The organism is Acetobacter sacchari (assembly GCF_017377715.1).
GTDB lineage: Bacteria > Pseudomonadota > Alphaproteobacteria > Acetobacterales > Acetobacteraceae > Acetobacter > Acetobacter sacchari.
In genome coordinates, this window is the sequence record NZ_JAFVMF010000020.1 from 33,119 (window position 1) to 55,754 (window position 22,636).

General features: G+C 62.1%; 20 protein-coding genes. 8 read left to right on the forward strand and 12 right to left on the reverse strand.

Annotated features, from left to right (window positions below; genetic code table 11):
* Positions 1-8: 8 nt before the first annotated feature.
* Genes J2D73_RS16140 through J2D73_RS16150 form a run of 3 tightly spaced genes read right to left on the reverse strand, consistent with a single transcriptional unit; the run spans position 9 to position 3,201 of the window.
* Positions 9-752: an ABC transporter ATP-binding protein gene (locus J2D73_RS16140; RefSeq protein WP_207882926.1), complete on the reverse strand. Its 744-nt coding sequence runs from the start codon at positions 750-752 to the stop codon at positions 9-11.
* Positions 749-1,753, reverse strand: a complete 1,005-nt coding sequence (locus tag J2D73_RS16145; protein ID WP_207882928.1) for an ABC transporter ATP-binding protein — start codon at positions 1,751-1,753, stop codon at positions 749-751. The genes J2D73_RS16140 and J2D73_RS16145 overlap by 4 nt, the downstream gene beginning before the upstream one ends.
* Positions 1,753-3,201 (reverse strand): M81 family metallopeptidase, encoded by a 1,449-nt coding sequence (locus J2D73_RS16150; RefSeq protein ID WP_207882930.1) that lies wholly within the window; start codon positions 3,199-3,201, stop codon positions 1,753-1,755. Before J2D73_RS16150 ends, J2D73_RS16145 begins: the two co-directional genes overlap by 1 nt.
* A gap of 171 nt (positions 3,202-3,372) precedes the next feature.
* Here J2D73_RS16150 and J2D73_RS16155 point away from each other — a divergent pair, with 171 nt between their 5' ends.
* The 5 genes from J2D73_RS16155 to J2D73_RS16175 all read left to right on the forward strand — a co-directional run bounded on the left by J2D73_RS16155 (position 3,373) and on the right by J2D73_RS16175 (position 8,140).
* On the forward strand, positions 3,373-4,914 hold the full coding sequence (locus J2D73_RS16155) for an ABC transporter substrate-binding protein (RefSeq protein ID WP_207882932.1): 1,542 nt from the start codon (positions 3,373-3,375) through the stop codon (positions 4,912-4,914).
* On the forward strand, positions 4,911-5,828 hold the full coding sequence (locus J2D73_RS16160; RefSeq protein WP_207882934.1) for an ABC transporter permease: 918 nt from the start codon (positions 4,911-4,913) through the stop codon (positions 5,826-5,828). Before J2D73_RS16155 ends, J2D73_RS16160 begins: the two co-directional genes overlap by 4 nt.
* Complete coding sequence (locus J2D73_RS16165) at positions 5,825-6,694, forward strand: ABC transporter permease (RefSeq protein ID WP_243430028.1); 870 nt, start codon at positions 5,825-5,827, stop codon at positions 6,692-6,694. The genes J2D73_RS16160 and J2D73_RS16165 overlap by 4 nt, the downstream gene beginning before the upstream one ends.
* Before the next feature lie 60 nt (positions 6,695-6,754).
* Complete coding sequence (locus J2D73_RS16170) at positions 6,755-6,991, forward strand: hypothetical protein (RefSeq protein WP_207882936.1); 237 nt, start codon at positions 6,755-6,757, stop codon at positions 6,989-6,991.
* 132 nt (positions 6,992-7,123) lie between these two features.
* Positions 7,124-8,140 carry an SGNH/GDSL hydrolase family protein gene (locus J2D73_RS16175; protein WP_207882938.1) on the forward strand — a complete coding sequence of 339 codons (1,017 nt, stop codon included), beginning with the start codon at positions 7,124-7,126 and terminating at the stop codon, positions 8,138-8,140.
* 151 nt (positions 8,141-8,291) lie between these two features.
* Here J2D73_RS16175 and J2D73_RS16180 read toward each other — a convergent pair whose 3' ends face one another.
* The 4 genes from J2D73_RS16180 to J2D73_RS16195 all read right to left on the reverse strand — a co-directional run bounded on the left by J2D73_RS16180 (position 8,292) and on the right by J2D73_RS16195 (position 11,636).
* The gene (locus tag J2D73_RS16180) at positions 8,292-8,441 is read right to left on the reverse strand and encodes a hypothetical protein (RefSeq protein ID WP_207882940.1); all 150 of its coding nucleotides are present in this window, start codon (positions 8,439-8,441) and stop codon (positions 8,292-8,294) included.
* An 869-nt stretch (positions 8,442-9,310) separates the two neighbouring features.
* Entirely contained in the window at positions 9,311-9,538 is a 228-nt protein-coding gene (locus tag J2D73_RS16185; RefSeq protein WP_207882942.1) for a DUF6587 family protein, read from the reverse strand.
* Entirely contained in the window at positions 9,535-11,394 is a 1,860-nt protein-coding gene (feoB, locus tag J2D73_RS16190; RefSeq protein ID WP_207882944.1) for a ferrous iron transport protein B, read from the reverse strand. The genes J2D73_RS16185 and feoB overlap by 4 nt, the downstream gene beginning before the upstream one ends.
* Positions 11,395-11,396: 2 nt before the next feature.
* Complete coding sequence (locus J2D73_RS16195) at positions 11,397-11,636, reverse strand: FeoA family protein (RefSeq protein WP_026398333.1); 240 nt, start codon at positions 11,634-11,636, stop codon at positions 11,397-11,399.
* A gap of 267 nt (positions 11,637-11,903) precedes the next feature.
* On the opposite strand from J2D73_RS16195, the gene J2D73_RS16200 reads away from it, so the two are divergent.
* Positions 11,904-12,851, forward strand: a complete 948-nt coding sequence (locus tag J2D73_RS16200) for an SMP-30/gluconolactonase/LRE family protein (protein ID WP_207882946.1) — start codon at positions 11,904-11,906, stop codon at positions 12,849-12,851.
* Positions 12,852-13,129: 278 nt separating this feature from the next.
* Positions 13,130-14,953 (forward strand): translational GTPase TypA, encoded by a 1,824-nt coding sequence (gene typA, locus J2D73_RS16205; RefSeq protein WP_207882981.1) that lies wholly within the window; start codon positions 13,130-13,132, stop codon positions 14,951-14,953.
* A gap of 158 nt (positions 14,954-15,111) precedes the next feature.
* Here the strand turns inward: typA and J2D73_RS16210 are convergent, their stop codons facing one another.
* Positions 15,112-15,390, reverse strand: coding sequence for a hypothetical protein (locus J2D73_RS16210; RefSeq protein WP_207882948.1), 279 nt, complete (start codon positions 15,388-15,390; stop codon positions 15,112-15,114).
* A 480-nt stretch (positions 15,391-15,870) separates the two neighbouring features.
* Positions 15,871-16,086, reverse strand: coding sequence for a hypothetical protein (locus J2D73_RS16215; RefSeq protein ID WP_207882950.1), 216 nt, complete (start codon positions 16,084-16,086; stop codon positions 15,871-15,873).
* A 550-nt stretch (positions 16,087-16,636) separates the two neighbouring features.
* Between J2D73_RS16215 and J2D73_RS16220 the strand changes: the two genes are divergently transcribed.
* The gene (locus J2D73_RS16220; RefSeq protein WP_207882953.1) at positions 16,637-18,844 is read left to right on the forward strand and encodes a xanthine dehydrogenase family protein molybdopterin-binding subunit; all 2,208 of its coding nucleotides are present in this window, start codon (positions 16,637-16,639) and stop codon (positions 18,842-18,844) included.
* Between the two features lie 42 nt (positions 18,845-18,886).
* On the opposite strand, the gene J2D73_RS16225 is transcribed toward J2D73_RS16220, so the two are convergent.
* From J2D73_RS16225 to J2D73_RS16235, 3 genes are all read right to left on the reverse strand, one after another.
* The gene (locus tag J2D73_RS16225) at positions 18,887-19,303 is read right to left on the reverse strand and encodes a GNAT family acetyltransferase (RefSeq protein WP_207882955.1); all 417 of its coding nucleotides are present in this window, start codon (positions 19,301-19,303) and stop codon (positions 18,887-18,889) included.
* Positions 19,300-20,544: an S-methyl-5-thioribose kinase gene (mtnK, locus tag J2D73_RS16230; protein WP_207882957.1), complete on the reverse strand. Its 1,245-nt coding sequence runs from the start codon at positions 20,542-20,544 to the stop codon at positions 19,300-19,302. The genes J2D73_RS16225 and mtnK overlap by 4 nt, the downstream gene beginning before the upstream one ends.
* A gap of 724 nt (positions 20,545-21,268) precedes the next feature.
* Positions 21,269-22,261, reverse strand: a complete 993-nt coding sequence (locus tag J2D73_RS16235; protein ID WP_341535111.1) for an isoaspartyl peptidase/L-asparaginase family protein — start codon at positions 22,259-22,261, stop codon at positions 21,269-21,271.
* Positions 22,262-22,636 lie beyond the last annotated feature (375 nt).

Here is a 22,636-nt window from a genome sequence, read left to right on the forward strand (position 1 = left end):
ACGATCGTTCAACCTCTGTGAGCCTCCAGCAGAGTTTTTGTATATTCATTCTGCGGCGCAGCGAACATTTCCGCGACAGTGCCCTGCTCCACGATCTCGCCATGCCGCAGCACTACTGCGCGGTCGCACAATACACCGACAACCGCCAGATCGTGCGTAATGAACAGCAGTGACAGCCCCAGATCGTCGCGCAGGTCCATGAGCAGGTTCAGGACCTGCGCCTGCACGGACACGTCAAGCGCCGCCGTGGCTTCGTCGGCGATCAGAAGGCGCGGCTCGGCCGCCAGCGCCCGCGCAATGCCGATCCGCGCCCGCTGCCCACCAGAAAATGCGTGTGGAAGGCGGTCATACGCGCTTTCCGGCAAACCGACGCGCGCGAGCAGGGCGAGCGTCCGCGCCCTGCGCTCATCTTTCGCGCAGATGGCGTGGATAGCCAGAACCTCCGCGATCTGCCGTCCCACGGACATACGCGGGTCGAGGCTGGCGAACGGATCCTGAAAGATCATCTGCACCTGACGCGCTCGCGGGCCGTTTCCGGTTAGTTCGATCGCGCCGGAACTGACGGGTGCAAGCCCCGCCACGGCGCGGGCGATCGTGCTTTTACCCGATCCGGATTCGCCGATAAGCCCTACGATTTCCCCGTTCCCGACCGTCAGGGACACGTCTTTCACGATGGAGCGCCAGCCTCGCCTGAACACTCCGTTTTCGGGGTAGGATACATGCAGGTTTCGGACGGACAGCAGCGGCGTCATGGCGCGACCGCCCACTCGTCGGCGCGCAGGCAGGCGACGTCGTGTCCGACCTCAACGCCACGCAGCGCGGGCTGCGTCTCCATGCAGGCGGTTTGCACCGCCGGGCAGCGTGGCGCGAACACGCAACCGTCAGGCTTCTCGCCCGGCGCGGGCGCAGCGCCCGCCATGCCACGCAGGCGCAGTCGGCCGTGAGCGTCTGGAGCCATGGAAGCGCGGTTCGGCAGAGAGGCGAGCAGCCCTTTGGTGTAGGGGTGCCGGGGCGCGCCCAGCACGTCGGCAATCGGGCCCTCCTCAAGCATTCGGCCAGCGTAAAGGACCGCCACGCGGTCTGCGATGGCGGACGCTGCGCCGAAATCGTGGGTGATGAACAGTGTCGCGGTTCCGCGCTCCGCCGCCATGGCGCGGATGAGCGCAAGAATCCGCCCGCGCGTGCCGGCATCGAGCGCCGTGGTCGGCTCGTCGGCGATCAGCAGGGCGGGCGTGGCCGAAAGCGCCATGGCGATCATGACGCGCTGGCGCATGCCGCCTGAAAGCTGGTGCGGATAAGAAGACAGGCAGCGCTCGGGGTCTGCGATGCCAGTGCGGCCCAGCAACGCCGCCGCCTCGCGCCGCCTGTCTTCGCCGGTGTTCAGATCGTCGCGGTGCAGAACGAGACATTCATTGATCTGCGCGCCGATTTTCATCGCCGGATTGAGCGCGCTCATAGGCTCCTGAAAGATCATGCCGATGTCGCGGCCCCGCAGGGCGCGGAAGGATTTTTCGGACAGCCCGGCCAGATCGACGGTCCTGCCCCCGGTCGTCAGCAACGCGCGGCCGCCGCTGATCCGCCCGCCGCGCAGGAGCCCCATCGTCGAAAGCGCCGCCACGCTCTTTCCCGAACCGGATTCACCGACAAGGGCGAGTGTCTCCCCGCGCGCGATCGTCAGCGATATCCGCTCCAGCGCCACAGTCTCGCCGAACGAGACGCTGAAATCCTCGAGCGAAAGGGCGGGCTGCGTCATTAGCCCCGACGCTGTGTCTGTCCGCGCGGTTCCGGAGCCCACGCGAACTCGGCGTCGAACGGATAGGTCGGGCGATGGGTGAGTTCGCGACGCAGATTCGCCACGTCCTGATTCACGACGCCTTCGGACAGGGCCATCAGCGACGGGTTGGCGAGCGGAGCCAGATCCGGCGAGAGATAGCCCGATTTCACGACGATGATCTTCGCCTGCGCCGGGTCCAGGCCCACACGCGTGAAATCAGCGATGTTGTGATAGGGGCGACGGCGCGCGGCGAGAACGATGGTGACGCCACGATGACGCAGCACGGCTTCGCGCTCGGCCGGATCGTTGTTCGGGATCAGGCCGATCACTTCGCAGTCCAGAGAAACACGTCCCCCGTTCGGGTCGAGCGAAGCCCCGATCTGGAAAGTCTGCACTGCGCCGATCCCGGCGGCGAATGCAGCTTCGCAAGCGGGTGCGTCGGTGATCGCCGCCACGACTGCGCCCTGCGCGTCCTGACGCACAAGCTCAGCCAGCACATCGGCCCGGTCGCCCACGCCGCCGCCGGTCGGGTTGTCGCCGGAATCCGCGATGACCGCAGGCGCCGTCTGCGCTGCAATGGCCTGCCCGACACAGGATTCTATGGTTCCGGTCGGAACCCCGAAGACGAAATCGCACCGCGCGTCCCACCATGATTGGGCGATCTCGGCGGCGGTTCGCGTCAGTACGGCGTCATCCGTGCCGGTCACGACGGCGCAGGCGGTGGCGCGTGGTTCGTCCGCCCATACATACCCGACCATCAGCGCGGCGTCCCAGACGCCAGGGCGTTCGTCATACTCTGGCAGGCGCGCATAAAGCGATTTCGTGGGCTCGTCTTCCGTGCTGGTGCGCTCGCCCGGCAGCAGAACCGGCACAGGCGCCCATACGATGCTCGGTCGTACGCCGGTTTTCAGCGCATCCGTCAGCATTTCGACGGCCCGGCGCATCGTGCGTTCGACGTCGATATGCGGGGCCGTGCGATAGGCGGAGAAGATGTCGAGCGCGTCGATGATCGGCTGGCTGACATTGCCATGAAGGTCATAGCTGGCGGCGACGAAGCAGTCCGGCCCCACGACTTCGCGGGCGGAGGCGATCCAGTCGGCTTCTGCGTTCTGCATGCCTTCGACGAACATCGCGCCGTGCATGGCCAGATAAAGCCCGTCCAGCGGCAGGGCGGCGCGAAGGCGCGCAAGGAAATCGGCCTTGAACGCTGCGTAGGCTTCCTTCGCCACCGGTCCGCCCGGCACGGCGCGGGCATGCAAAAGCGGCAGGAATTCCGCGTCGAAATTCTTCAGAAAGCCGAAATACGGCGATGCGGTCATTTCCGCGCCGCGCATCACACGGAAATGTTCTTCCCGGATCAGGACAGGATTGTACGTGCTGCATTCGGTGTGAATGCCGCCAAAGGCGATGCGCGGCTGCCTGGTCATGATGGGCTCCTGAAACGATGACGCGACGCCGGGTCCGGGGACCGGGCGTTTCGATAGCGACCTTATTTCGATTGATAAACCAGATCGGTGTCAATAGACTAACTTTGTTAACCAAAAGGGCGTGATTGTTTTGGCTGTTGCGCCAAATCTGACCCGCCAGCGAGGCAATTGGTGTTACGATTCACGGCTGGCCTTGTGTGCGTCGCGCTGCTTGCCCCCTTCGCAGCTCGTGCGGCGGACGACGCGCCGCTAACCGTCATGCTGTCCGAACCGCCGCGGACCATGGATCCGGCCGATCAGAACGCAACCGAAACAGCATCAGTTCTTGAACCGTTCTACGAAACGCTGTTGAAACGGGACGCTCAGGGGACGATTCAACCGGGCCTGGCGACGTCATGGCGTCCGTCCGCCGATCGTCTCGTCTGGACCTTCTCCATACGTCCCGGTGTGCGTTTTCATGACGGCGCGCCATGTGACGCGGCCGCCGTCACCCGATCTCTTCAGCGCCTGATTGATCGGAAAGTCGCGCTGGCGGGCGCCAGCGTCTATCGCGCGGTCATTGCGTCCGTGCGGCAGGACGGGGAGGCGGTGGTCGTGATCCTTGCGCGTCCTTACGCTGATTTCCTGTCGCTCGTTACACTCGTGCAGTCGGCGATAGTCTCGCCCATCGCGGTGGAGGGAGGCGAACTTTCCCACCGCGCTGATGGCACCGGGCCGTTCCGCTTCGTCTCGTGGAGGGCGGGAGAGAACGTGTTCGCCACACGTAACCGCGGTTACTGGGGCGTCGCGCCCGCAATCGCCGCCATTGACTGGCGGTGGTCGCCCGAACCGTCCGTGCTCAACATGGCGTTGCAGACCGGGGATGCCGATGTGGTCATTCCGCTGGCGCCCGTCTTCGGCCGGGTTTACGCACCGGGTCAGTCGGCGGCGGCTCTGGCTACTGTGAAGCGACAGCGCAGCGCTGCGCTGTTCTGGCTGGCGTTGAATACGCGTCTGAAACCACTCGATGATGCAAGAGTGCGCCGGGCGCTCAGTCTGGCGATAGACCGGCGTGCGCTTGTGACCGGATTGCTTGACGGGTTCGGCGCGCCCGCTTGCCATGCGCTGACGCCGGATGTTCCAGACGCCCTGCCATGCGGGGCAGGGGAGGATCGGGCGCGGATCGACATGGCGCGAGCGTTGTTGAAAGAAGCAGGTCAAGAAAAAGGATTCTCCGTTTCCGTAGTCGTGCAGGAGCCGGAGGAGCCGATAGCTGAGGCGTTGCAGGCCATGTGGAGGCCATTGGGCGTTGTACTGAGCATTCGCCGGCAGGAAGCTGGAGTCTGGGTGCAGTCCGCCTTCGCTCCGCCGGAGGAGAAGGCGCGGGAGGAGACAGGCATGGCGCTGACGTCATGGTCCGCGCCGTATGTCTCCGACCTGCAGTTGCGGCCTTTGTACACCACCGGGAATTCCGCACCGCATGGGGCGAACCTTGGCTTTTATAATAACGCGGAGATCGACAGGATGATCGACGCTGCGGCGCAGGACAATCAGCCAGCAAGCCGCCACGAAACTCTGCTCGCCATTCAGTCCACGCTTGATCGGGACGCGCCGATCGTACCGCTGTTCACCCGCGACACACTTTACGGCGTGCGTAACGGGATTTCCGGGATTTGGGCGGCAACGGAAGGCAGCATCCGGGTCGTCGACGCACGACGGGCGCAGGCGCAATGAGCCGACTTCTGCGCCGCGCCGCCGCGCTGCCGCTCATCATGCTGGGCGTGTCCGCCGCCGTGTTCGTGGCCATTCACGCTCTTCCCGGCGATCCTGCGCGGCTGATGGCCGGACCGCAGGCGCCCGAAAGCACGATTATGGCGTTGCGCGTCCGTCTGGGTCTGGATCAGCCGCTCGGAGCGCAATACCTTCACTTTCTGGAACGCGCCGCGCATGGCGATTTTGGAATTTCGCTGCGGGACGGCTCGCCGGTTTCGACGGTAATTGTCGAACGCCTGCCGTATTCGCTGGCGCTTGGCGGCCTTGCCTATCTTCTGGCTCTGCTTGTTGGCGTGCCGGGTGGCGCCTTCGCTGCGGCGCGCGAAGGCTCATGGGGAGACAGGTTGCTGATGGCCGCGACGCTGGTCGGCGCCTCACTGGCCGGATTCTGGGTGGCGTTGCTGGGTATGGAGGTTTTCGCCGTACGACTGCGCTGGCTGCCGCTGATGGGCGCAGGCGACTGGCGGCATTATGTTCTTCCGGCGTTGGTTCTGTCGCTGCTGCCAATGGCCATGATCTTGCGGATGACGCGCGCCGGGGCGCGGGAAGTCCTGCGTCAGGATTACATACGCACTGCGCGCGCCAAGGGACTTTCACCGTGGACAACCATCACGCGGCATGCGTTGCGGAACGCGCTTGCGCCGGTTGTGACCGTCGTCGCGTTGAATCTCGGCGGTCTGATCAGCGGCGCGGTCGTGACGGAGACCGTGTTCGACTGGCCGGGCGTCGGCAGGCTGTTGGTGGATTCCGTCCGTTACCGAGATTACCCGGTCATTCAGGGCGTCACGCTCTTGTCTGTTCTGGGCGTGTTGCTTGCAAATCTTCTGGCTGAAGGCGTGATCGCGCGGTTCGATCCGAAGGCGCGGGGCGCATGATCACAATGGGCATTCAACGCCTCGCGCGTCTGTTGCGACGTCTCCCGGCGCTTCCAGGTGCGAAGGAGCCGGAACTGCTCATTGGCGCCGTTCTGTGTGGCGTCGCAGTGTTGGCGGCGCTGTTCGGCCCGATGCTGCTTGGCGGCGACCCGGCGGCGCAGGATCTGTTTCATGTTCTGCAACCGCCGTCATGGAGCCATCCTTGTGGGACCGACGCCTTCGGGCGCGATATCCTGCTGCGGCTGGTGTATGGCCTGCGTCTGACGATCATGGAAATCGCCGTCAGTCTTGTGGTCGCGGCTGGCGTCGGCGTCCCTGTCGGACTCTGCGCCGGTATGGCGCCCGCATGGCTGGACAGCGCGATCATGACCGTGTCTGACGTGGTCTTCGCTTTTCCCGGTCTCATTCTGGCGTTGCTGGTCGTGAGTCTGATGGGACCGGGCCTCTTTCACGCCCTGTTGGCGATCGCGGCTTTTTCGATCCCGGTTTACATCAGGCTCGCCCGCAACCTGACGGTAAGCCTGCGTCATTCCGTCTGGGTCGAGGCGTTGCAGGTGCTCGGCGCAAGCCGCGCGCGCATCCTGTTCCTTCATATTCTTCCGAACGCGGCGACGCCGCTTCTCGTGCAGGCGACGCTGAGCAGCGGCACCGTCGTGCTCTCGGCGGCCAGTCTCTCGTTCCTCGGCCTTGGCGCCCAGCCGCCGCTGCCCGAATGGGGCACGATGATGAGCGACGGCCGCAACGCGCTGGGGGCCGCTTTCTGGCCGTGCCTGTTTCCCGGACTCGCGATCGCGGCGGCGGTCATCGGGTTGAACTGCCTTGGCGACGGGCTGCGGGATCGTTTTGACAGTTCGTCCCGCCGGTGAGGCGCCAGGTGTAAATCGCGGCGATATCTCGTTGGCGCAGCGCGGGATGCCAAACGCGACGTGACGGCGTCGCCGGATCTGACGTCCGGGCCAGATGCGTCTGAAGTTTTCGAACAGGATCTCTTTCCGGTCTGGCGGATTGCTGAGATTATTCCGTATTCGGATATATTTCGTGTGACGATTGGCGCCGGTTTATTCAAGTTTGTCGTGTTGCTCGCTCGCTCCGGGCGCCTCAAGGCCGCCAGACTCATGATCAGTGCAGTTGTGACGGGCGTTGGAGCTATATCCATGAACTGATGCGGGTGGAACGACTTTAGCCGGCGCATGCGGCGACCGGCGAATGTCTGTGGAAGAAAGCGCGCGTCTGACTATGGTCTAACGCGCTTCAGCCATGCTGAGACAAGCGAGAGTGAGAGCTTCGGGACCACTATGAGCGAACTTCAAAAGAAGGCTGGAATGTCGACTGTAAGAAAACGCATAGGGTTGCGGGGCTCGTGCAGACTGGCCTGCCTTCTCTTTGGCTTGCAGCCCGTTTACGCCAATGCGGCGGAGCCTGGAGCGTCCTCTGTCGTGACGTTCGGCGACAGCTGGAGCGACGCAGGAGCATACGGCTTTATTTTCGGAACGACGCCGGGCTCTTCGTGGAGTCAGCTCTTCGCACGTCGACATGGCGATGATCAGACGGCTTACCTGTATTCCGACGGCGAACACATAAAACGGATCATGGGCGGGCTGAATTACGCGGAAGGCGGGTCACGGGTGACCATATCGGGAAACGGCCCCGATCACATACCGCTGTCGGTCGCAGCTCAACTGGATGCCCATCTTGCTGCGCATCACGGGTTTGATCCGTCGCAGACTGTGATCGTTTGGATAGGAATCAACGATATTTCCAAGCCATTTCAGAAAGATTCGTCCGAAGTTGATGCTGTTGAACAACGCGCGTTTACAACGGGTGAGGGGTTGAGCAGCGCCGCTTACGCCCGAGCGGAGTCGCGCATCCGAAAGGCTGCGAGGGAGGAGGGCGTGCTTGTCGGCAGAATGCTGTCGGCGGGTGCGCGGCGTATTGTCGTGCTCAACAATATTGATGACGGAATCACGCCGTTCCAACCCGGCCTGACGAAGAGCGGATTGAAAATCGCGACACGGCTGACCAGCGCGTACAACGCCGAACTGGCTCATTCCCTGCCACAAGACGGGCGAGTTCTGCTGTTCGACGTCGATGCGCTGGTGAGAGGGGAGGCTGAGCAGGTCGAGGGGCGACAATTCGCGCATATCCACGAAGACGGCTGCGCCAACCAGGACTATTCATGCGGCCCCGAGCACTATGCCTCGCCGGACGCAGATCAGACCTATCTGTTTGCAGGTTGGGGGCATCTGACACGGCACGGGCGGGAGTTCATCGCTGCGGCGGTAGAGAAGGCCGTCGAGAAACAGTGGCCATAAAGGCGTGAATATCTGGAGCGCGTAAGATTCGCTACGATGTCGACCCCGACTGGCCGCATCGTAGTGAACCGCAGCAGACAGATGCATATCGCCGTTCCCCTCTGTTGGAATTCGGTTTCAATGCGCCGGGGCCTGAAAACGTGCGCCCCGTTTAAGGAATGGTCGAACCATCAGGGGCGATAAAAAAATCCCCAGCCTGAGGCGGCAGGGCGGAGAAAGCATTCTGTCCGCCATCGACCGCACATCCGCTCAGAAGCGCCAACAGCACCGCACAGGCTATGCCTTTAGCTGGAATATTCATGATCTGCTTCCCTCCTGAAGAGGTCTCGGTGGTTACGTCATGCGACGACGTCTAATTCTGGAGCGGATCGTGAGCTATTATACTTGCGTATATTGATTCGATTTTCCGTTGGTCTCTGGTATTTTTCATAAATTTCTGCGGGGAATGTAAATATTTTTTAATATTTTCTATCTACAACAAAAACATAGAGTTATTTGTGTATCTCCCAATTATTCGTCGTCGCTGTGAAGTATGTGGGCGGGCCACATGTTGAGCGAAACGCGCGTGTCGTGCGCGCCTGCCGCGCGTTTCGCGCACGACTTCGTCGTTGCGAGCTCATGCAAATGGAGCGTAGTCGGCTCTTCCTGCCTCGCGTAACGTCACGCGGGCCGAAGCGACGCCGATCGACAGACTGGCCATATTTCTTTCAGGCGTCCGGATTAGGGACGAATTTTCGAACGAGTTCCGGTTGCGATCTGATATCCGGACTCCTGCGGCGACACGCCGCCACCGTGTTCGGGAGCTCCAAGGGTTCAGCGACGGCTTGTCGAAGCGGTGTGCCGTTTGTTCCATAAATAATGTTCGCGCATGGCCTGCATCAGGCAACGTCCCCTCTGCGTTTTGTTGTGGGCGAAATTCACGCCGCAGGCGTGGAGACGTTTTTGATACCGCGCGTTTTCCTGTTGAGGGCCATCTGAACTGGCGCACCCGACCGCCATCAGACAGACCGACAGCGCGCACAGGGCCAGCTTGTTAAGGGAAACAGACAATCTCTCAAACCACGCCGGATCGCAGTTCGGAACGCGATCGTATGCGGCGGGGCACGATGATCGCATTGGGTCGCGCATATCCTGCTTCATACGCGGAACCGCAGGAGAGCATGCGGCGTCTCAGTGACAACCGCCGCCCTTGCCGCAGCCCTTGCACGTGCCGCATCCGCCGGATCGCGTGCCGAGCCGCCCCGCGACTGCGCGTTGCATGGGGGCAGGCGCTCCTACGCTCGCCAGAGCACGTGAAAGGCCCTGCCAGACCGGTCGAACGGCGGACGGCGCAAGGCGGCCCAGCCAGTAGAAGCTGCAGCAGGCGACGACGACGACGACGATCGCAGTTTCGATCATGACGGTCCTCCTCCAAGGGCCAGCGCCACGTGCCACGTGATGAAGGACGCAGCGTAAGCGAGGCCGAAAAGATAGGCGGCTGCTATGATGACGACTTTCCAGGTCCCTGTCTCGCGTCGAATGACGGCGAGCGTTGAGAAACATTGCGGCGCGAAGACATACCACGCCAATAGCGACAGCGCCGTTCCGATGCTCCATTGCGCGGAGAGCAACGGGGTAAGTTGCGCCGCCGCGTCAGCTTCCGAGGCACCGACGGCGTAAACCGTGGCCAGCGCGCTGACCGCGACCTCGCGCGCCGCAAGGCCGGGGATCAAGGCCACGCAGATCTGCCAGTTGAAGCCGATCGGCGCGAAGATCGGCAGCATCCACCGGCCGATATGGCCAGCGAGGCTGTAGTCGATCGCAGGCCCTGCCGCGCCCGCCGGGGCCGCCGGAAAGCTGGACAGCGCCCACAGCAGCACGCTCAGCGTTACGATGATCGTGCCAACGCGGGACAGGAACGTGGACGCGCGCTGCCACAGCCCGAGCGCCAGATCACGCAGGCCGGGCGCGCGATAGGCGGGCAACTCAAGCAACAACGGGTGTTCGCTTGCCCGCTCTCCGCGCTTGAGGATACGTGCGACGACCATCGCGCTGACGATCCCGGCGATATAGAGCGCGAACAGCACGACGCCCTGCAGATTGAAAACTCCCCACACGGTCTTTCGCGGGATGAAGGCGGCGATCAACAGCGTGTAGATCGGCAGGCGCGCGGAGCACGTCATCAGCGGCGCGATCAGGATCGTCACCAGCCGGTCGCGCGGATTCTGAATAGTGCGCGTCGCCATGATTCCCGGCACGGCGCAGGCGAAGCTGGACAGAAGGGGGATGAAAGACCGGCCGGAGAGACCTGCGGACGCCATAAGCCGGTCGAGCAGAAACGCGGCGCGCGGCAGATAACCGGATTCTTCCAGCGTAAGAATCCACAGGAACAGGATCAGAATCTGCGGCAGGAACACGACCACCGTGCCCGCGCCTGCAATCACGCCGTCGACGAGCAGACCTTGCAGCACGCCATCTGGCAGCACGCCCCGAACCAGCTCGCCGAACTGGTCCACAATCGCCTGCACGCCGTCCATGAGCGGCTGCGCCCATGAAAACACGGCCTGAAACATCAGGAACATGAGCGCGATCAGGATCGCCATGCCCCAGACCGGGTGAAGCACCCACCGATCAAGCTTCTCCTCGAACGCTTCAGAGGCGACTGCAGGGCGGGAGACGGCGTCCTGCAGAAGCTTGCGCACGACGGCGTGGAAGTCGGCGTCCGGCGGCAGGACGGGCGGCGGCGGCGGCAGTGGACGATCGAGAGCCGCAAACACTTCGGACGCGCCCCCGCGTCGAACGGCGATCGCTGTGACGACCGGAACGCCGAGATCAGCCTGCAGTCGTGCGATGTCGATTTCGAGCCCCTGCTGGCGGGCGGCGTCGATCATGTTGATGACGACGATCATCGGTCGCCCAAGCTGGCGGACGTCGAGGGCGAAGCGAAGATGCAGGCGCAGGTTGGTCGCGTCGAGCACGCAGATCAGCAGGTCGGGCGCAGCCTCGCCGCGATAGCGTCCGGCGCAGACGTCACGTGTCACGGCCTCGTCAGGGCTGGTGGCGTTGAGGCTGTAAGCTCCCGGCAGGTCGAGCAGACGCACAGCAAGTCCGGAAGCCGTCGTCAGCCGTCCTTCCTTGCGCTCGACCGTGACGCCAGCGTAGTTCGCGACTTTCTGCCGGCTGCCGGTCAGCTGGTTGAACAGCGCCGTCTTGCCGCAATTCGGGTTCCCGACCAGCGCCGCCCGCAACGTCCGTTCGCGCACCACCGCGTCCATGGTCAGGCAGCGTCCCTGAGAAGCACGCGCGCCGCTTCTGCTCGCCGAAGAGCGAAGCGGGTGAAGCCGATTTTTACGGCCAGGGGATCTCCTCCGAAAGGTGCGACGGCAACGACGCGCACGGGCTCGCCCGGCACGAATCCCAACTCGCGCAGGCGCAACGCCACCGGGTCGCCGGGTTCGCGATCTTCGATATGATCTATGATCGCGCTGGCTCCGCGCGAAAGGTCGTTAAGACGCATGATCTGAATGGTTCCGCCAGTGGGGCGTGAGGGCAGTGTTGAGTCACGTAAGCGCGATGTTGCGAATGATACCTATTTCCTATTCGGACGCATGTCCATTCCAGTCATCAGCTCATGTGACGACAGCCCGTTCAGGTAAGGGAGGCGGGCTTTCCAATACGGGTCCTGCTGCGCAATCGTCGGCCTTTGGCCGCAACCGCGTTCGAGGGAGTCCGTTTTCCCTCTGGCCGGTATATTTGGCGTCGAACTGATGGGAAGGAAATAGGCATGAGCGTCCGACATGACGGCGTCCCGGCGCCTTTGAAAGATGGCCCTGACACCCTGTTCCAGCCCGTGTGCGTGTGGGATCTGCGAGCCGAGCTGGGGGAAGGCCCCATCTGGATCGAGGCGGATAAAAGCTTCTATTTTGTCGATATCCTTGGGCGCATGGTCCATCGCTATGACCCGGCTAAGGGGCGCAGCGCCTCATGGGCGGCGCCGTCCAGGCCCTGTTTCCTCACACCGACGACCGAGGGCTCGTTGCTGTGCGGACTGGAGGACGGGCTTTATCGCTTCGATCCCGCGACCGGGCGGTTCTCACTCGCATTATCCGTCGAGCGCGATCAGCCGGGTAATCGCATCAACGATGGTCACGTTGATTCGTACGGCCGGTTATGGTTCGGCACGATGAACGACGCTGAAACTGCGGCGAGCGGTTCGCTCTATAGCATCGGCGGGAGGCTGGACGCGGGTTTGCGCCACCATCACGACGGCTACACTGTCAGTAACGGACCGGCGGTCTCGCCCGATGGCCGCACGCTGTATCATTGTGATTCCGCGCTGGGGATCATTTACGCTTTCGACCTGTCGCCGGAGGGCGGTTTGTCCGGCCGCCGTGTGTTTCGCCACTTTGCCGACGGAGCGCCTGACGGTCTCGCCATGGACAGTGCGGGGGTATTGTGGGTCGGGATTTGGGGTGGTGGTCGTATCGAAAGGCTTACGCCGGAAGGCGAGCGTCTTGAGCCAATTGTGATCCCGGCGCGCAACGTGACCAAAGTGGCGTTTGGCGGTCCGGATTTTCGAACGGTCTTCGTCACCACGGCGCGCAAGGGGCTGGCTGACGACGTGCTGCGCTCTGAACCGCAGACCGGCGGGCTTTTCGCTTTCCGTGTGGATGTCGCGGGTGTGCCGCCGCGCGCCATGTCTTTGTCAGATGCGGCGACGCTGGAGGCGTAGCGCCTGAACCAAACCGGAAGGCAGGCGAATCAGGCGCGCTCGACTCGGGTGGCGTAAACAGTCACGGAGGCTGGGGTGGGGCGAACTGCGCGAAAGCGTCGTCAGGTCGCCTTGGCGGCAGGCGGCGGACATGCTTCAGGACGCCGCGCAAAACCGGCGCCATAAACTTTCGCGTGCAATCCGGGCCGCCCGCCTCTATGGACGGCGGGCAAAGACGACCCGTCGTGCGGCCTTACGCCCTCGGCGACCCTCGCAGGAAAGATCAGGCCCGCCTTACGATGGATATTCGCAATATCGCCATTATCGCTCACGTCGATCATGGTAAGACCACGCTCGTCGATGAATTGCTCAAGCAGTCCGGCGCGTTCCACGAACACCAGCAGGTGGCGGAACGCGCAATGGACAGCAACGATCTTGAAAAAGAACGTGGCATCACCATCCTCGCCAAATGCACGTCGGTGGTGTGGAAAGACACGCGGATCAACATCATCGACACGCCGGGCCACGCCGATTTCGGCGGCGAGGTCGAGCGTATCCTCAGCATGGTGGACGGCGCGATCGTGCTGGTCGACTCGGCTGAGGGCGCGCTGCCGCAGACGAAGTTCGTCGTCGGCAAGGCGCTGGCTCGCGGCCTGCGCCCGATCGTCGTCGTGAACAAGATCGACCGTGGCGACGCCCGCCCGGACGAAGTTCACGAAGAAATCTTCGACCTGTTCGCATCACTCGGCGCTGACGAGAAGCAGCTCGACTTCCCGATGCTTTACGCGTCCGGCCGTCAGGGCTGGGCTGATGAAGAACTGGACGGACCGCGCAAGGACCTGTCCCCGATGTTCGATCTGGTGCTGCGCCATGTGCCGGCCCCGAACCTCGACAAGGACAAGCCGTTCGCGATGGTCGCGACGATTCTCGAAGCAGACAACTTCCTCGGCCGCGTGCTGACGGGACGTGTTGAGCAGGGTCGCGCGAAGGTGAACATGCCGGTTCGCGTGCTGCGTGAAGACGGCACGGTGGTCGAGACAGGCCGACTGACGAAGCTGCTGTCCTTCCGTGGTCTTGAGCGCGTGCCGGTGGACGAGGTTGAGGCTGGCGACATTGTCGCTGTGGCCGGTCTGTCCGATGCGACGATTCCGGAAACCATCGCCGCGCCGGAAGTGACCGAGGCCCTGAAGGCCATCCCGGTCGATCCGCCGACCCTGTCCATGACGTTTCGTCTGAACGATGGCCCGCTTGGCGGTCGTGAAGGCAAGAAGGTCACGTCGCGCCAGATTCGTGATCGTCTGTTCAAGGAAACGGAGGGCAACGTCGCCATCCGCGTGTCGGAAAGCCCGGAGAGCGAGGCGTTCGAAGTCGCCGGTCGCGGCGAACTTCAGCTTGGCGTTCTGATCGAGACGATGCGCCGAGAAGGTTTCGAGCTGACGATCGGTCGTCCGCGCGTGCTGTTCCAGACCAACGCCGAGACCGGCGAACGGGAAGAGCCGTTCGAGGAAGTCCTGATTGACGTGGATGAGCCGTATTCGGGCGTGGTCGTCGAGAAGATGTCGCTCCGCAAGGGCCAGATGCAGGACATGCGTCCGTCTGGCGGCGACAAGGTTCGGCTGACGTTCCTGATCCCTTCACGTGGCCTGATCGGGTACCATGGTGAGTTCCTGACCGATACGCGCGGCACGGGCATCATGAACCGTCTGTTCGCGGGTTATCAGCCGTACGTGGGTACGATTGAGGGCCGTCGCAACGGTTCGCTGATTTCGTCCGAAGACGGAGCGACGACGCAGTATTCGCTGTTCTCGCTGCAGGATCGCGGCACGCTGTTCGTGACTGCGGGCGAGAAGGTCTATGTCGGCATGATCATCGGCGAGCACTCGCGCGAGAACGACCTGGAAGTGAACTCGGTTCGTGAGAAGAAGCTGACCAACATCCGCGCTGCCGGCAAGGACGAGGCTCTGCTTCTGATTCCGCCGCGCAAGATGAGCCTTGAACAGGCGATCGCCTATGTTGAGGACGATGAGTTGGTGGAAGTCACGCCGTCGGCGGTCCGCCTGCGCAAGCGCTACCTCGACCCGCATGAGCGCAAGAAGCGCGAGCGTTCGGGCAACCAGGACTAACTTTTCATCGTCGGGTGGGGTGGCGCAAACCACTCTGCCCGACGCCGATTTGGTGGCGCCGATTATTGGTCTTGAGTGTGGTCACTGCGACGCAGGGCATTCAGCCAAAACATTCGACGTTTCAGAATACCCGATTGAAAACGCGATCAGCCGGCCAGTTACAGCGCCGTGCACCATTCGCGAGGCATGCTCTCCCGGACTCTTGCCCGAGCCTCCAGATCAGCGTCCAGAATCAGTCCCAGAACTGTGGCGGACAGGCGGATCATATCTTCAGTTGTCTGGTTGTCTCCAGCCAGATTCGCCGCACAATGCTCAGCCCACGCCAAAACAACAGGGTCGGTGGAAGCGAATTGCTTCAGGTGTTTGCGGAGTGTTTTGATTTCCGTCGTTGCATGAAGTTGGACTTCCCTCGCCGGGTCATGATCCTGAAACTCCATATCGTGATGTGCCCTTCCGCTTGACGCCTCATTGTGTAACGTATGATGGCGGGGAAGGTTTACTGGCGTATTAAGTGGGATCGGCGACAGATGACGCGTCGGACCTGAGTGTAGCTCCGGATGTTTAATAGCTGCGCCTACAGTGTGAGAAAACTTGCCGTTGCGTCGCCAAGATCTCGCAAGGCCGGCTGCGTGTGCAGGCCAAGGGCGATTGCCAAAACCAGAACTCCCCCGGCAATGGCGACGATGCTCCGCAGATTTACCGCAGCGGTGCGTGCTTCAACGGCGGCCGTGGTGTTATTGGATCGACAGGAACCGACGACTGATGCCGCGCCAGACGCCGAAGCACGGTCAGACCGGAGACTCAGGGAAGATGTGCGCCGTGTCGTCAATGCCTGTCTCCCTCGTAACACTGCGTGTCTGTTTTACGTTTTTTTATCGTGCAATGCGCCCATTAGGGGCTCACCGTGGCGGAAAGGATCAGTTTCTGCCAGCCGATCCGCAACCGAGGGACCGGGCGCGTCGAAACTGATGCGCGACCCTCGCTGTCAGAGTGGCGATATCGGGCGAAATTTCATCATGAAGAGCACGCACGCTGTCATGGGTCGCGTAAAACCGGGGCGCTTCCGCGTCGAAGCGGCGAACAGCGGCGCCGACGAATACGCCGTCGACCTCGACGATCGTTGAAGTTTGCATGTCAAAAATCCCTGATACGGGTTCGGAAAATCCGATAACGAATTGAAAACAGATGAATCCCCGATTTGACGGACCCGTCCAACGCGGGGCGGCCGAATGAGGGATCAGGCGCTACATCGCCTTGCGGGGCACATTCGCTTCATCATGTTTTTGTCTCCGTCTTGCCCGTCTGGACCGACTGCGACAATCTCGCGTGAAATATGGTGAGAGTCAACATTTAATCACAAACTCAATGTGTAAAAATATTTAAACGATAATATTTAGTGTTTTGTGGTGTCGGCGCCCCTCCCTCTCTTGTGTCGACAGACCTGTTCGCTCTGTTAATGATAGGCAGGACGGAGCGCGAACAGCATGCATGCCGACGAGAAGTCCATGCAGGGCGGCGCTGACACAAACCGGGTTCTTCGCGCATGACGCAGCAGTACGGCTCCAGAGAGGCTGACTCCGAAAATCGTCCGATTACCCGGCGCGGCAGCGCTGCGGTGCGCGGTGACGGAGCCTGTTTCAATAATCCGCTCATCGGCGACACGTTGCGGATGGGGCGCACTCCATGACGTTCATTGCTCCATCCCCGTCCACCACCTCTCGTCGCAAACTGCTCGTCGGGGGCGCAGGGTTGATCGTGGCGGGTCTGCTGCCGCGCTCTTCTTCGGCGCAGCGTCCATCTGGATTGTACGAGGGCGTGCTGACCGAACCGTTCGGAGCCGCCTTCACGCCGAACGCCTATATCCGCATCGCGGCGCCAGAGATAGCGGCGTCAAACGCAAGCGGAATCACCCTGATCCTTCCGAACGTCGAGATGGGGCAGGGCATCTACACGGGCTCCGTGGTCCTGATCGCCGAAGAACTGGATGTCGAACCTGATCAGGTGGCGCTGGAGGCAGCGCCCCCGGACGACGCTTATGTCGCGCAGGACATGGGCACGCAGGCCACCGGCGGTTCGACGTCCACCGTGTTCGAATGGACGTCCCTGCGGCAGGCGGGCGCGGCGGCCCGCATCATGCTGGTGCAGGCTGCGTCGGAACGCTGGAAATGTCCCGTTGACGAATGCTCGACCAACGCAGCCGTTATCCACCACGACCCGACCGGGCGGACTCTGACCTATGCTGAGGTCGCGGCGGAGGCCGGGCGGGTGTCTCCGCCGAAGAATCCACCGCTGCGCAAGTCGGACGCATGGAAGCTGATCGGCCGCGCGCGCCATCGCGTGGACAGCCGCGCCAAGGTCGAGGCGAAGGCGGTCTACGGCATCGACGTCCGCGCGCCGGGGATGAAGTTCGCGACGGTCAGCGCCTGCCCCGTCATGGGCGGCGTTGTGCGGGGTATGGACCGAGAAGCCGCGCTGAAGGTTCCGGGGGTCCGCGAGGTACTGAAGATCGACAACGCCGTCTGCGTCGTCGGCGATCATTACTGGGCGGCGAAGAAGGGGCTGGAGGCGCTGGCCGTCACATGGTCGGAGGGCGCGAACGCGACGGTGGACACCGCCCGCGTCTATGCCGAATTGCATGACGGATTGAACGACTCGCACCCGATCGTGGCGAAAAGCAGTGGCGATGCAGCAGCGGCGATGCAAAGCGCGGCTTCGCGATTTGAGGCCGTTTATCAGCAGCCGTTGCTCGCGCATTCCACGATGGAGCCGATCAACTGCGCGATCCATGTGCGTCCGGATGGCGCCGATGTGTGGGTCGGAACCCAAGTGCCGATATGGGCGCGCGATTCCGTTGCGACGATCACGGGCCTGCCAAAAGAAACGGTGAAATTGCATGGCCAGTATATTGGCGGCGGTTTCGGTCGGCGGCTGGAGCACGAATATGTCACGCAAGCGGCGCAGTTCGCCCGCCAGGTTTCATATCCCCTAAAAATCGTCTGGAGCCGGGAGGAGGACGTCACGCTCGACCGCTACCGCCCCGCTTATGTCGATCGCGTGCGTGCGGGTCTGGATGCGCGCGGGCGCATCACGGCGATGGAGTTTCGCGTGGTGGGACCAGCCGTCGTCGCCCGCTGGGAGCCTGCGGGCCTGTCGCCCAACGGCTTTGACGAGGATCTCGCGGCGGCGATCGCCATCACCCCCTACACTTATCCGGCTTCGCGCCTCGACTATGTGCGGCGAGAGGCGCCCGGCGTCGTCACGGCCTGGTGGCGTGGGGTCGGGGGAACGCGCGGCCTGTTCGTGGTCGAGAGCTTCATCGACGAACTTGCAGCGAAAGCCGGAGTCGATCCCGTGGCCTATCGTCGGGAATTGATCCACGAGCATCCCCGCGCGCGGGTCGTGCTTGATATGGCGGCGGAAAAAGCGGGATGGGGTTCTCCGCTGCCGCCCGGACATGGCCGTGGCGTCGCGGCGCAGTTTTTGTTCGGTTCGTATCTCGGCACGGTTGTTGAGGTCGATATGAGCGATCCTTCCGCAGTTCGGGTCGTGAAGGTGACTGTGGCGGTGGATTGCGGGCAACCGGTGAACCCCGATCAGATCGTGGCCCAGATCGAGGGCGGGATGATCTTCGGTCTCGGCACAGCGTTGTTCAATGAAATCACGCTTGAAAAAGGTCGCGTTCAGGAAAGAAACTTCAATCAGTGGCGTTTGATTCGCATGAACGAGGCGCCGAAGATCGAAGTTCATATCGTCCCGAGTTCTGAAGACCCCGGCGGGATCGGCGAAACCGGTACGGCTGCTGCGGCGCCAGCTTTGGTGAATGCAATTTTCGCAGCGTCGGGACAACGCATCCGCACACTGCCAGTCATGCCGGCGTTGCGGGCAGGGTAGGAGCGCGGAGGTCCGGGAACCGGCACGCGCCGACCTTCGTGGTTAAAGCCATTTTCCCATGACGATCCGGGGGGCCGTCTCGTACCCCAGCCGTTCGTAGAATGGAACTACGCCCGTGTTTGTCTCGCGCACCATCAACTGCGCCTTGAGCACGCCCCTGTCTCGTAGCCACGCCTCGGCGGCGCTCACCAGACTCCGGCCGATGCCGACGCCACGTGCGTCAGGGGATGACGCGACGTAGTAAAGCCAGCCTCGATGGCCGTCGTGACCGACCATGACGGTGCCAATAGTGGTCTGATTTTCGTCTTCCCCAAGCAATACTTCGGATGTTTCGCGGCCTTGTGCGAAGCGGAAATCTGCTGCCGGGTCGTTTTGCTGCGTGACGAGGCCGCAAGCGCGCCACAGGGTGGTTACCGTGGTCTCGTCTTCGGGTTTCGCCGATCTGATCGTTATCTTCATGTCGTCTCCGGCGACGTCGTGCTGGGTAGGTCCGTATCTTGGCGAAGCCTTTCCGTAAACGCGTCGATGTCCGCGGGCGCGTCTCGCAGGAGGTCGCACGCGAAAGACAACGCTACGCGCTGACGGTCGGCTTTGGACTGCTCGTCCTGGATGTGGTCGAAGTCTGATGTCTGGGCGTAACCGATCAGGCGTCGCACGATCTCGGCGGCGGCGAAACCGGCGGCGTCGTGGAACACCCCGCTGATAAAGTGCGCGCGCAGGGTGTCCAGTTCATGCGGCGCGTTGGAAAATGTCGTCGGGGTGTAAAGATCGGCTCCGTTCGCCTGCGTTTTCCAAAGATAAAGGAAGTCCGAGCAAAATGTCCGCCAGAACGTCCTGATCGCGGCGGTCAGGGCTTCCTTGCGGGCCACGTCGTTCGTCGCTGCGTGGGCAACGGCCAGATGAGCCAGATACAGGCCGCAATCGAAACCGATGGGTCCATAAAGGGAAAACTCCCCGTCGATCACACGCACGTCCCGGTCAGAAATCATGATTGAGCCGCTGTGAAGATCGCCGTGCAATAAAGCCTGCGGCGTCGTCAGGAAGCGTTCCTGTAATGCGCCTATTCTTGCAATGATTCGTGGGTCGGCGCGCATGGCGGCGACGTCCGCATCGAGCGCGGGAAGCCAGTGGTTGCGCGGATGCTCCCGGTAAGGGTCGGTCAAAACGAGATCGACCGTGATGCGGGTCAGCGTCGTATTGCCTGAGAAGAACGCGAGATCCGGCGCCACCGCTTCGAATGGTTGTGCGAAATATGAAGTCAGGAACGCCGATCTGGCGACGAAACCGCCGAGAATGCGGGAGGGAGCAATCGGATCGGCGCCTTTGCTCAAAGCCTCCCGCAAAGTGACGAAACCGTTCAGACACTCCATCGTCAGTACGAACTGTTCCGGGTCAAAGTCCAGGAATGCCGGGGTCAGGCCAGGGGCAAGCGGCTCGATCCGCCGTAGCCAGGCGGCTTCGAACGCAGTGCGATCGAGCGGCATTTTCCAATCGGGATCGACGCGTACATGCGGAAGGGACTGTTTCACACAGAGCGTTCCCGATGGCCCGAACACGAGAAATACAAGGTTCAGGTTGCCGTCGCTGACCTCGCGCACGGTCCAATCCTGCGCCTCGCCGCCCAGCCGTTCGGCAAGATCTCGCCGAGCGGCGAGGAAGTGTTTGACGCCTTCGGGGTCCAGTGTCCGGTATGCGGTCATTTATTTTACCAAAAATAATTGTGAAATATTATTTTCACAAACATTAAATGTTTTATCCTGTCAAGCATATGGTCATACTCAGGACGAGGCCATCGCTGCTGCGATAAGCGCGAATTTCAACGTATCCGAAGAACTGCCCTGATGTTTCATGGTACGACGCTACGAAGAATCTGCAGACTGCGTGTCGAACGAAAAAGAGGCGAGTGCTATCGAAGGTCTGCCATCATGCTGGCCACTGATTGATCGCCAGTAGCCTCGAAAGGTGTTTCGCGACGTTGGCCCATATCCTGTCGAAGTAGCAACCGTACCGCTGCCGCCAGAGGGATATTACAGAGCGCCGTATTCAAGCCGCGTCACTTCGCCGCGGCGTTTCTATCGACCGTTGTTGTGTAGCGAGGTCTGTATTTTCGTGGCCTGCGCGTTGGGCCGGGCGCCCTACGCAACCAAAGACGATGCCGTCTGGAACACTTTAGCGGGAGCTGCCTGAGGCTCTATTGAGCAAAAGGGCGGCAGGCAGAGCCCTCCTTGCGCGCGCATGCGCTATGTTTTGCATCCTGCGCGGCGTGCTTGAAGAGAAGACGCCCGTAAAAACTTTGGGAAATCCACTGATCGCCGGGGATCGACCGCTCCCCGCACGAGGGTTTGCTACCGAAGTCATTGTGGCGCCAAAGGGGTGGCAAAACCTGTGCGAACTCGATGCAGCTGACGTCAGCTGCGCCAGACCCTATTTTTCGTCTTTGAAAATCGCGACATGTGTGACGCCGTCCTGCCCGATCCAGGCTCTATACATTCCGTCCGTGTTGAACGGCATGGCGATGTGGCCTGCTTCGTCGAGAGCGATCGCGCCGCCATTGCCGCCCATCTGCGTGATTTCGTGATTCACCACGTCCTCGGCGGCCTGTTGCAGTGGCTCGTGCATGGCGCCGACCCGCATGCAGACCTCGTGAGCGGCCACGGTGCGAATATAGTATTCGCCCCAGCCGGTGCCCGACATCGCACAGTGGGCGTCCGCATAGGTACCCGCGCCGATAAGAGGAGAGTCCCCAACGCGTCCGTAGAGTTTGTCTGTCAGACCACCGGTTGAGGTGCCTGCGGCGAGATGTCCTTGTGTGTCCAGCGCAACAGCGCCGACGGTGCCGAAATGGCGGTCGAGTGGAATCTCGGAATGTTGCTTCCCTGCAGCATCATCTTTGAGAGCGCTCTGGAGCTGGTTCCAACGGCGCTGAGTCCAGAAGTATTTTTCCGGCGTCATCGCAAAGCCCTGCGTCCGGGCGAAGGCTTCGGCGCCCTCTCCCACAAGCAGCACATGCGGCGAATGGAGCATCACGGCCTCCGCGAGGAGGATCGGGTTCTTGATGTGATGGACGCCGGCTACTGCTCCTGCGCTGCGGGTGAAGCCGTCCATGATGGCCGCGTCCATTTCGTTCTTGCCATCATGCGTGAACACTGCGCCGCGGCCGGCATTGAAATTCGGGTCGTTTTCCAGAATCTGGATTGCCGTCGTGACTGCATCCCCGGCCGGGCGGCCAGCTTTAAGGGTTGCATAACCTTGCTGAACCGCCTCCCGAAGGGTGTCTTCAACAGCCTTCGCGCGTTCCGGCGTCATGTCCTTGCGGATTACGCCCGCACCACCGTGAATGACGAAAACCGGGGCGGTTTCGGCATGCGCCACGCCGCAGAGCGAAGCGATGGTCAGGGCGATGGCGAGAGGTTTCACGGTGACGTCTCCAAATCATAACGATACGGAGGAGGGATAAAGGTCTGGCGCTGGCCGCGCAATGCGTGACGATTACGGACCAGGTCCGGAGCGCTCGCACTAAGCGCTGCTCATGAGGCAATAGCGCCGGAAATATGTAAGACGAAATTGCAGGGCGCTATACTTCGGGCGCATCCATGATTGATTGCGCTGCATAATTTGAAATCGTGCTTCTGTAACTCTGGAGTGAATCTAATGACGGGGCCGTCATATTGTGGCTACGCTGATGCTCGGTGTTATGATGTAGGGTATGCGTATCAGGGGCGGCGCCTTGCGGAAGAGCGCTCGAAATCAGGCGCCCCAGGTTGGCTACTCGTCATTGCGCCTGAAGCAGCA

Coding starts and splice junctions, on each gene's coding strand:
- J2D73_RS16140 (WP_207882926.1), bottom strand. CDS start 752: ATGACGCCGCTGCTGTCCGTCCGAAACCTGCATGTATCCTACCCCGAA.
- J2D73_RS16145 (WP_207882928.1), bottom strand. CDS start 1,753: ATGACGCAGCCCGCCCTTTCGCTCGAGGATTTCAGCGTCTCGTTCGGC.
- J2D73_RS16150 (WP_207882930.1), bottom strand. CDS start 3,201: ATGACCAGGCAGCCGCGCATCGCCTTTGGCGGCATTCACACCGAATGC.
- J2D73_RS16160 (WP_207882934.1), top strand. CDS start 4,911: ATGAGCCGACTTCTGCGCCGCGCCGCCGCGCTGCCGCTCATCATGCTG.
- J2D73_RS16165 (WP_243430028.1), top strand. CDS start 5,825: ATGATCACAATGGGCATTCAACGCCTCGCGCGTCTGTTGCGACGTCTC.
- J2D73_RS16175 (WP_207882938.1), top strand. CDS start 7,124: ATGAGCGAACTTCAAAAGAAGGCTGGAATGTCGACTGTAAGAAAACGC.
- J2D73_RS16180 (WP_207882940.1), bottom strand. CDS start 8,441: ATGAATATTCCAGCTAAAGGCATAGCCTGTGCGGTGCTGTTGGCGCTT.
- J2D73_RS16185 (WP_207882942.1), bottom strand. CDS start 9,538: ATGATCGAAACTGCGATCGTCGTCGTCGTCGTCGCCTGCTGCAGCTTC.
- feoB (WP_207882944.1), bottom strand. CDS start 11,394: ATGGACGCGGTGGTGCGCGAACGGACGTTGCGGGCGGCGCTGGTCGGG.
- J2D73_RS16195 (WP_026398333.1), bottom strand. CDS start 11,636: ATGCGTCTTAACGACCTTTCGCGCGGAGCCAGCGCGATCATAGATCAT.
- J2D73_RS16200 (WP_207882946.1), top strand. CDS start 11,904: ATGAGCGTCCGACATGACGGCGTCCCGGCGCCTTTGAAAGATGGCCCT.
- typA (WP_207882981.1), top strand. CDS start 13,130: ATGGATATTCGCAATATCGCCATTATCGCTCACGTCGATCATGGTAAG.
- J2D73_RS16210 (WP_207882948.1), bottom strand. CDS start 15,390: ATGGAGTTTCAGGATCATGACCCGGCGAGGGAAGTCCAACTTCATGCA.
- J2D73_RS16215 (WP_207882950.1), bottom strand. CDS start 16,086: ATGCAAACTTCAACGATCGTCGAGGTCGACGGCGTATTCGTCGGCGCC.
- J2D73_RS16220 (WP_207882953.1), top strand. CDS start 16,637: ATGACGTTCATTGCTCCATCCCCGTCCACCACCTCTCGTCGCAAACTG.
- J2D73_RS16225 (WP_207882955.1), bottom strand. CDS start 19,303: ATGAAGATAACGATCAGATCGGCGAAACCCGAAGACGAGACCACGGTA.
- mtnK (WP_207882957.1), bottom strand. CDS start 20,544: ATGACCGCATACCGGACACTGGACCCCGAAGGCGTCAAACACTTCCTC.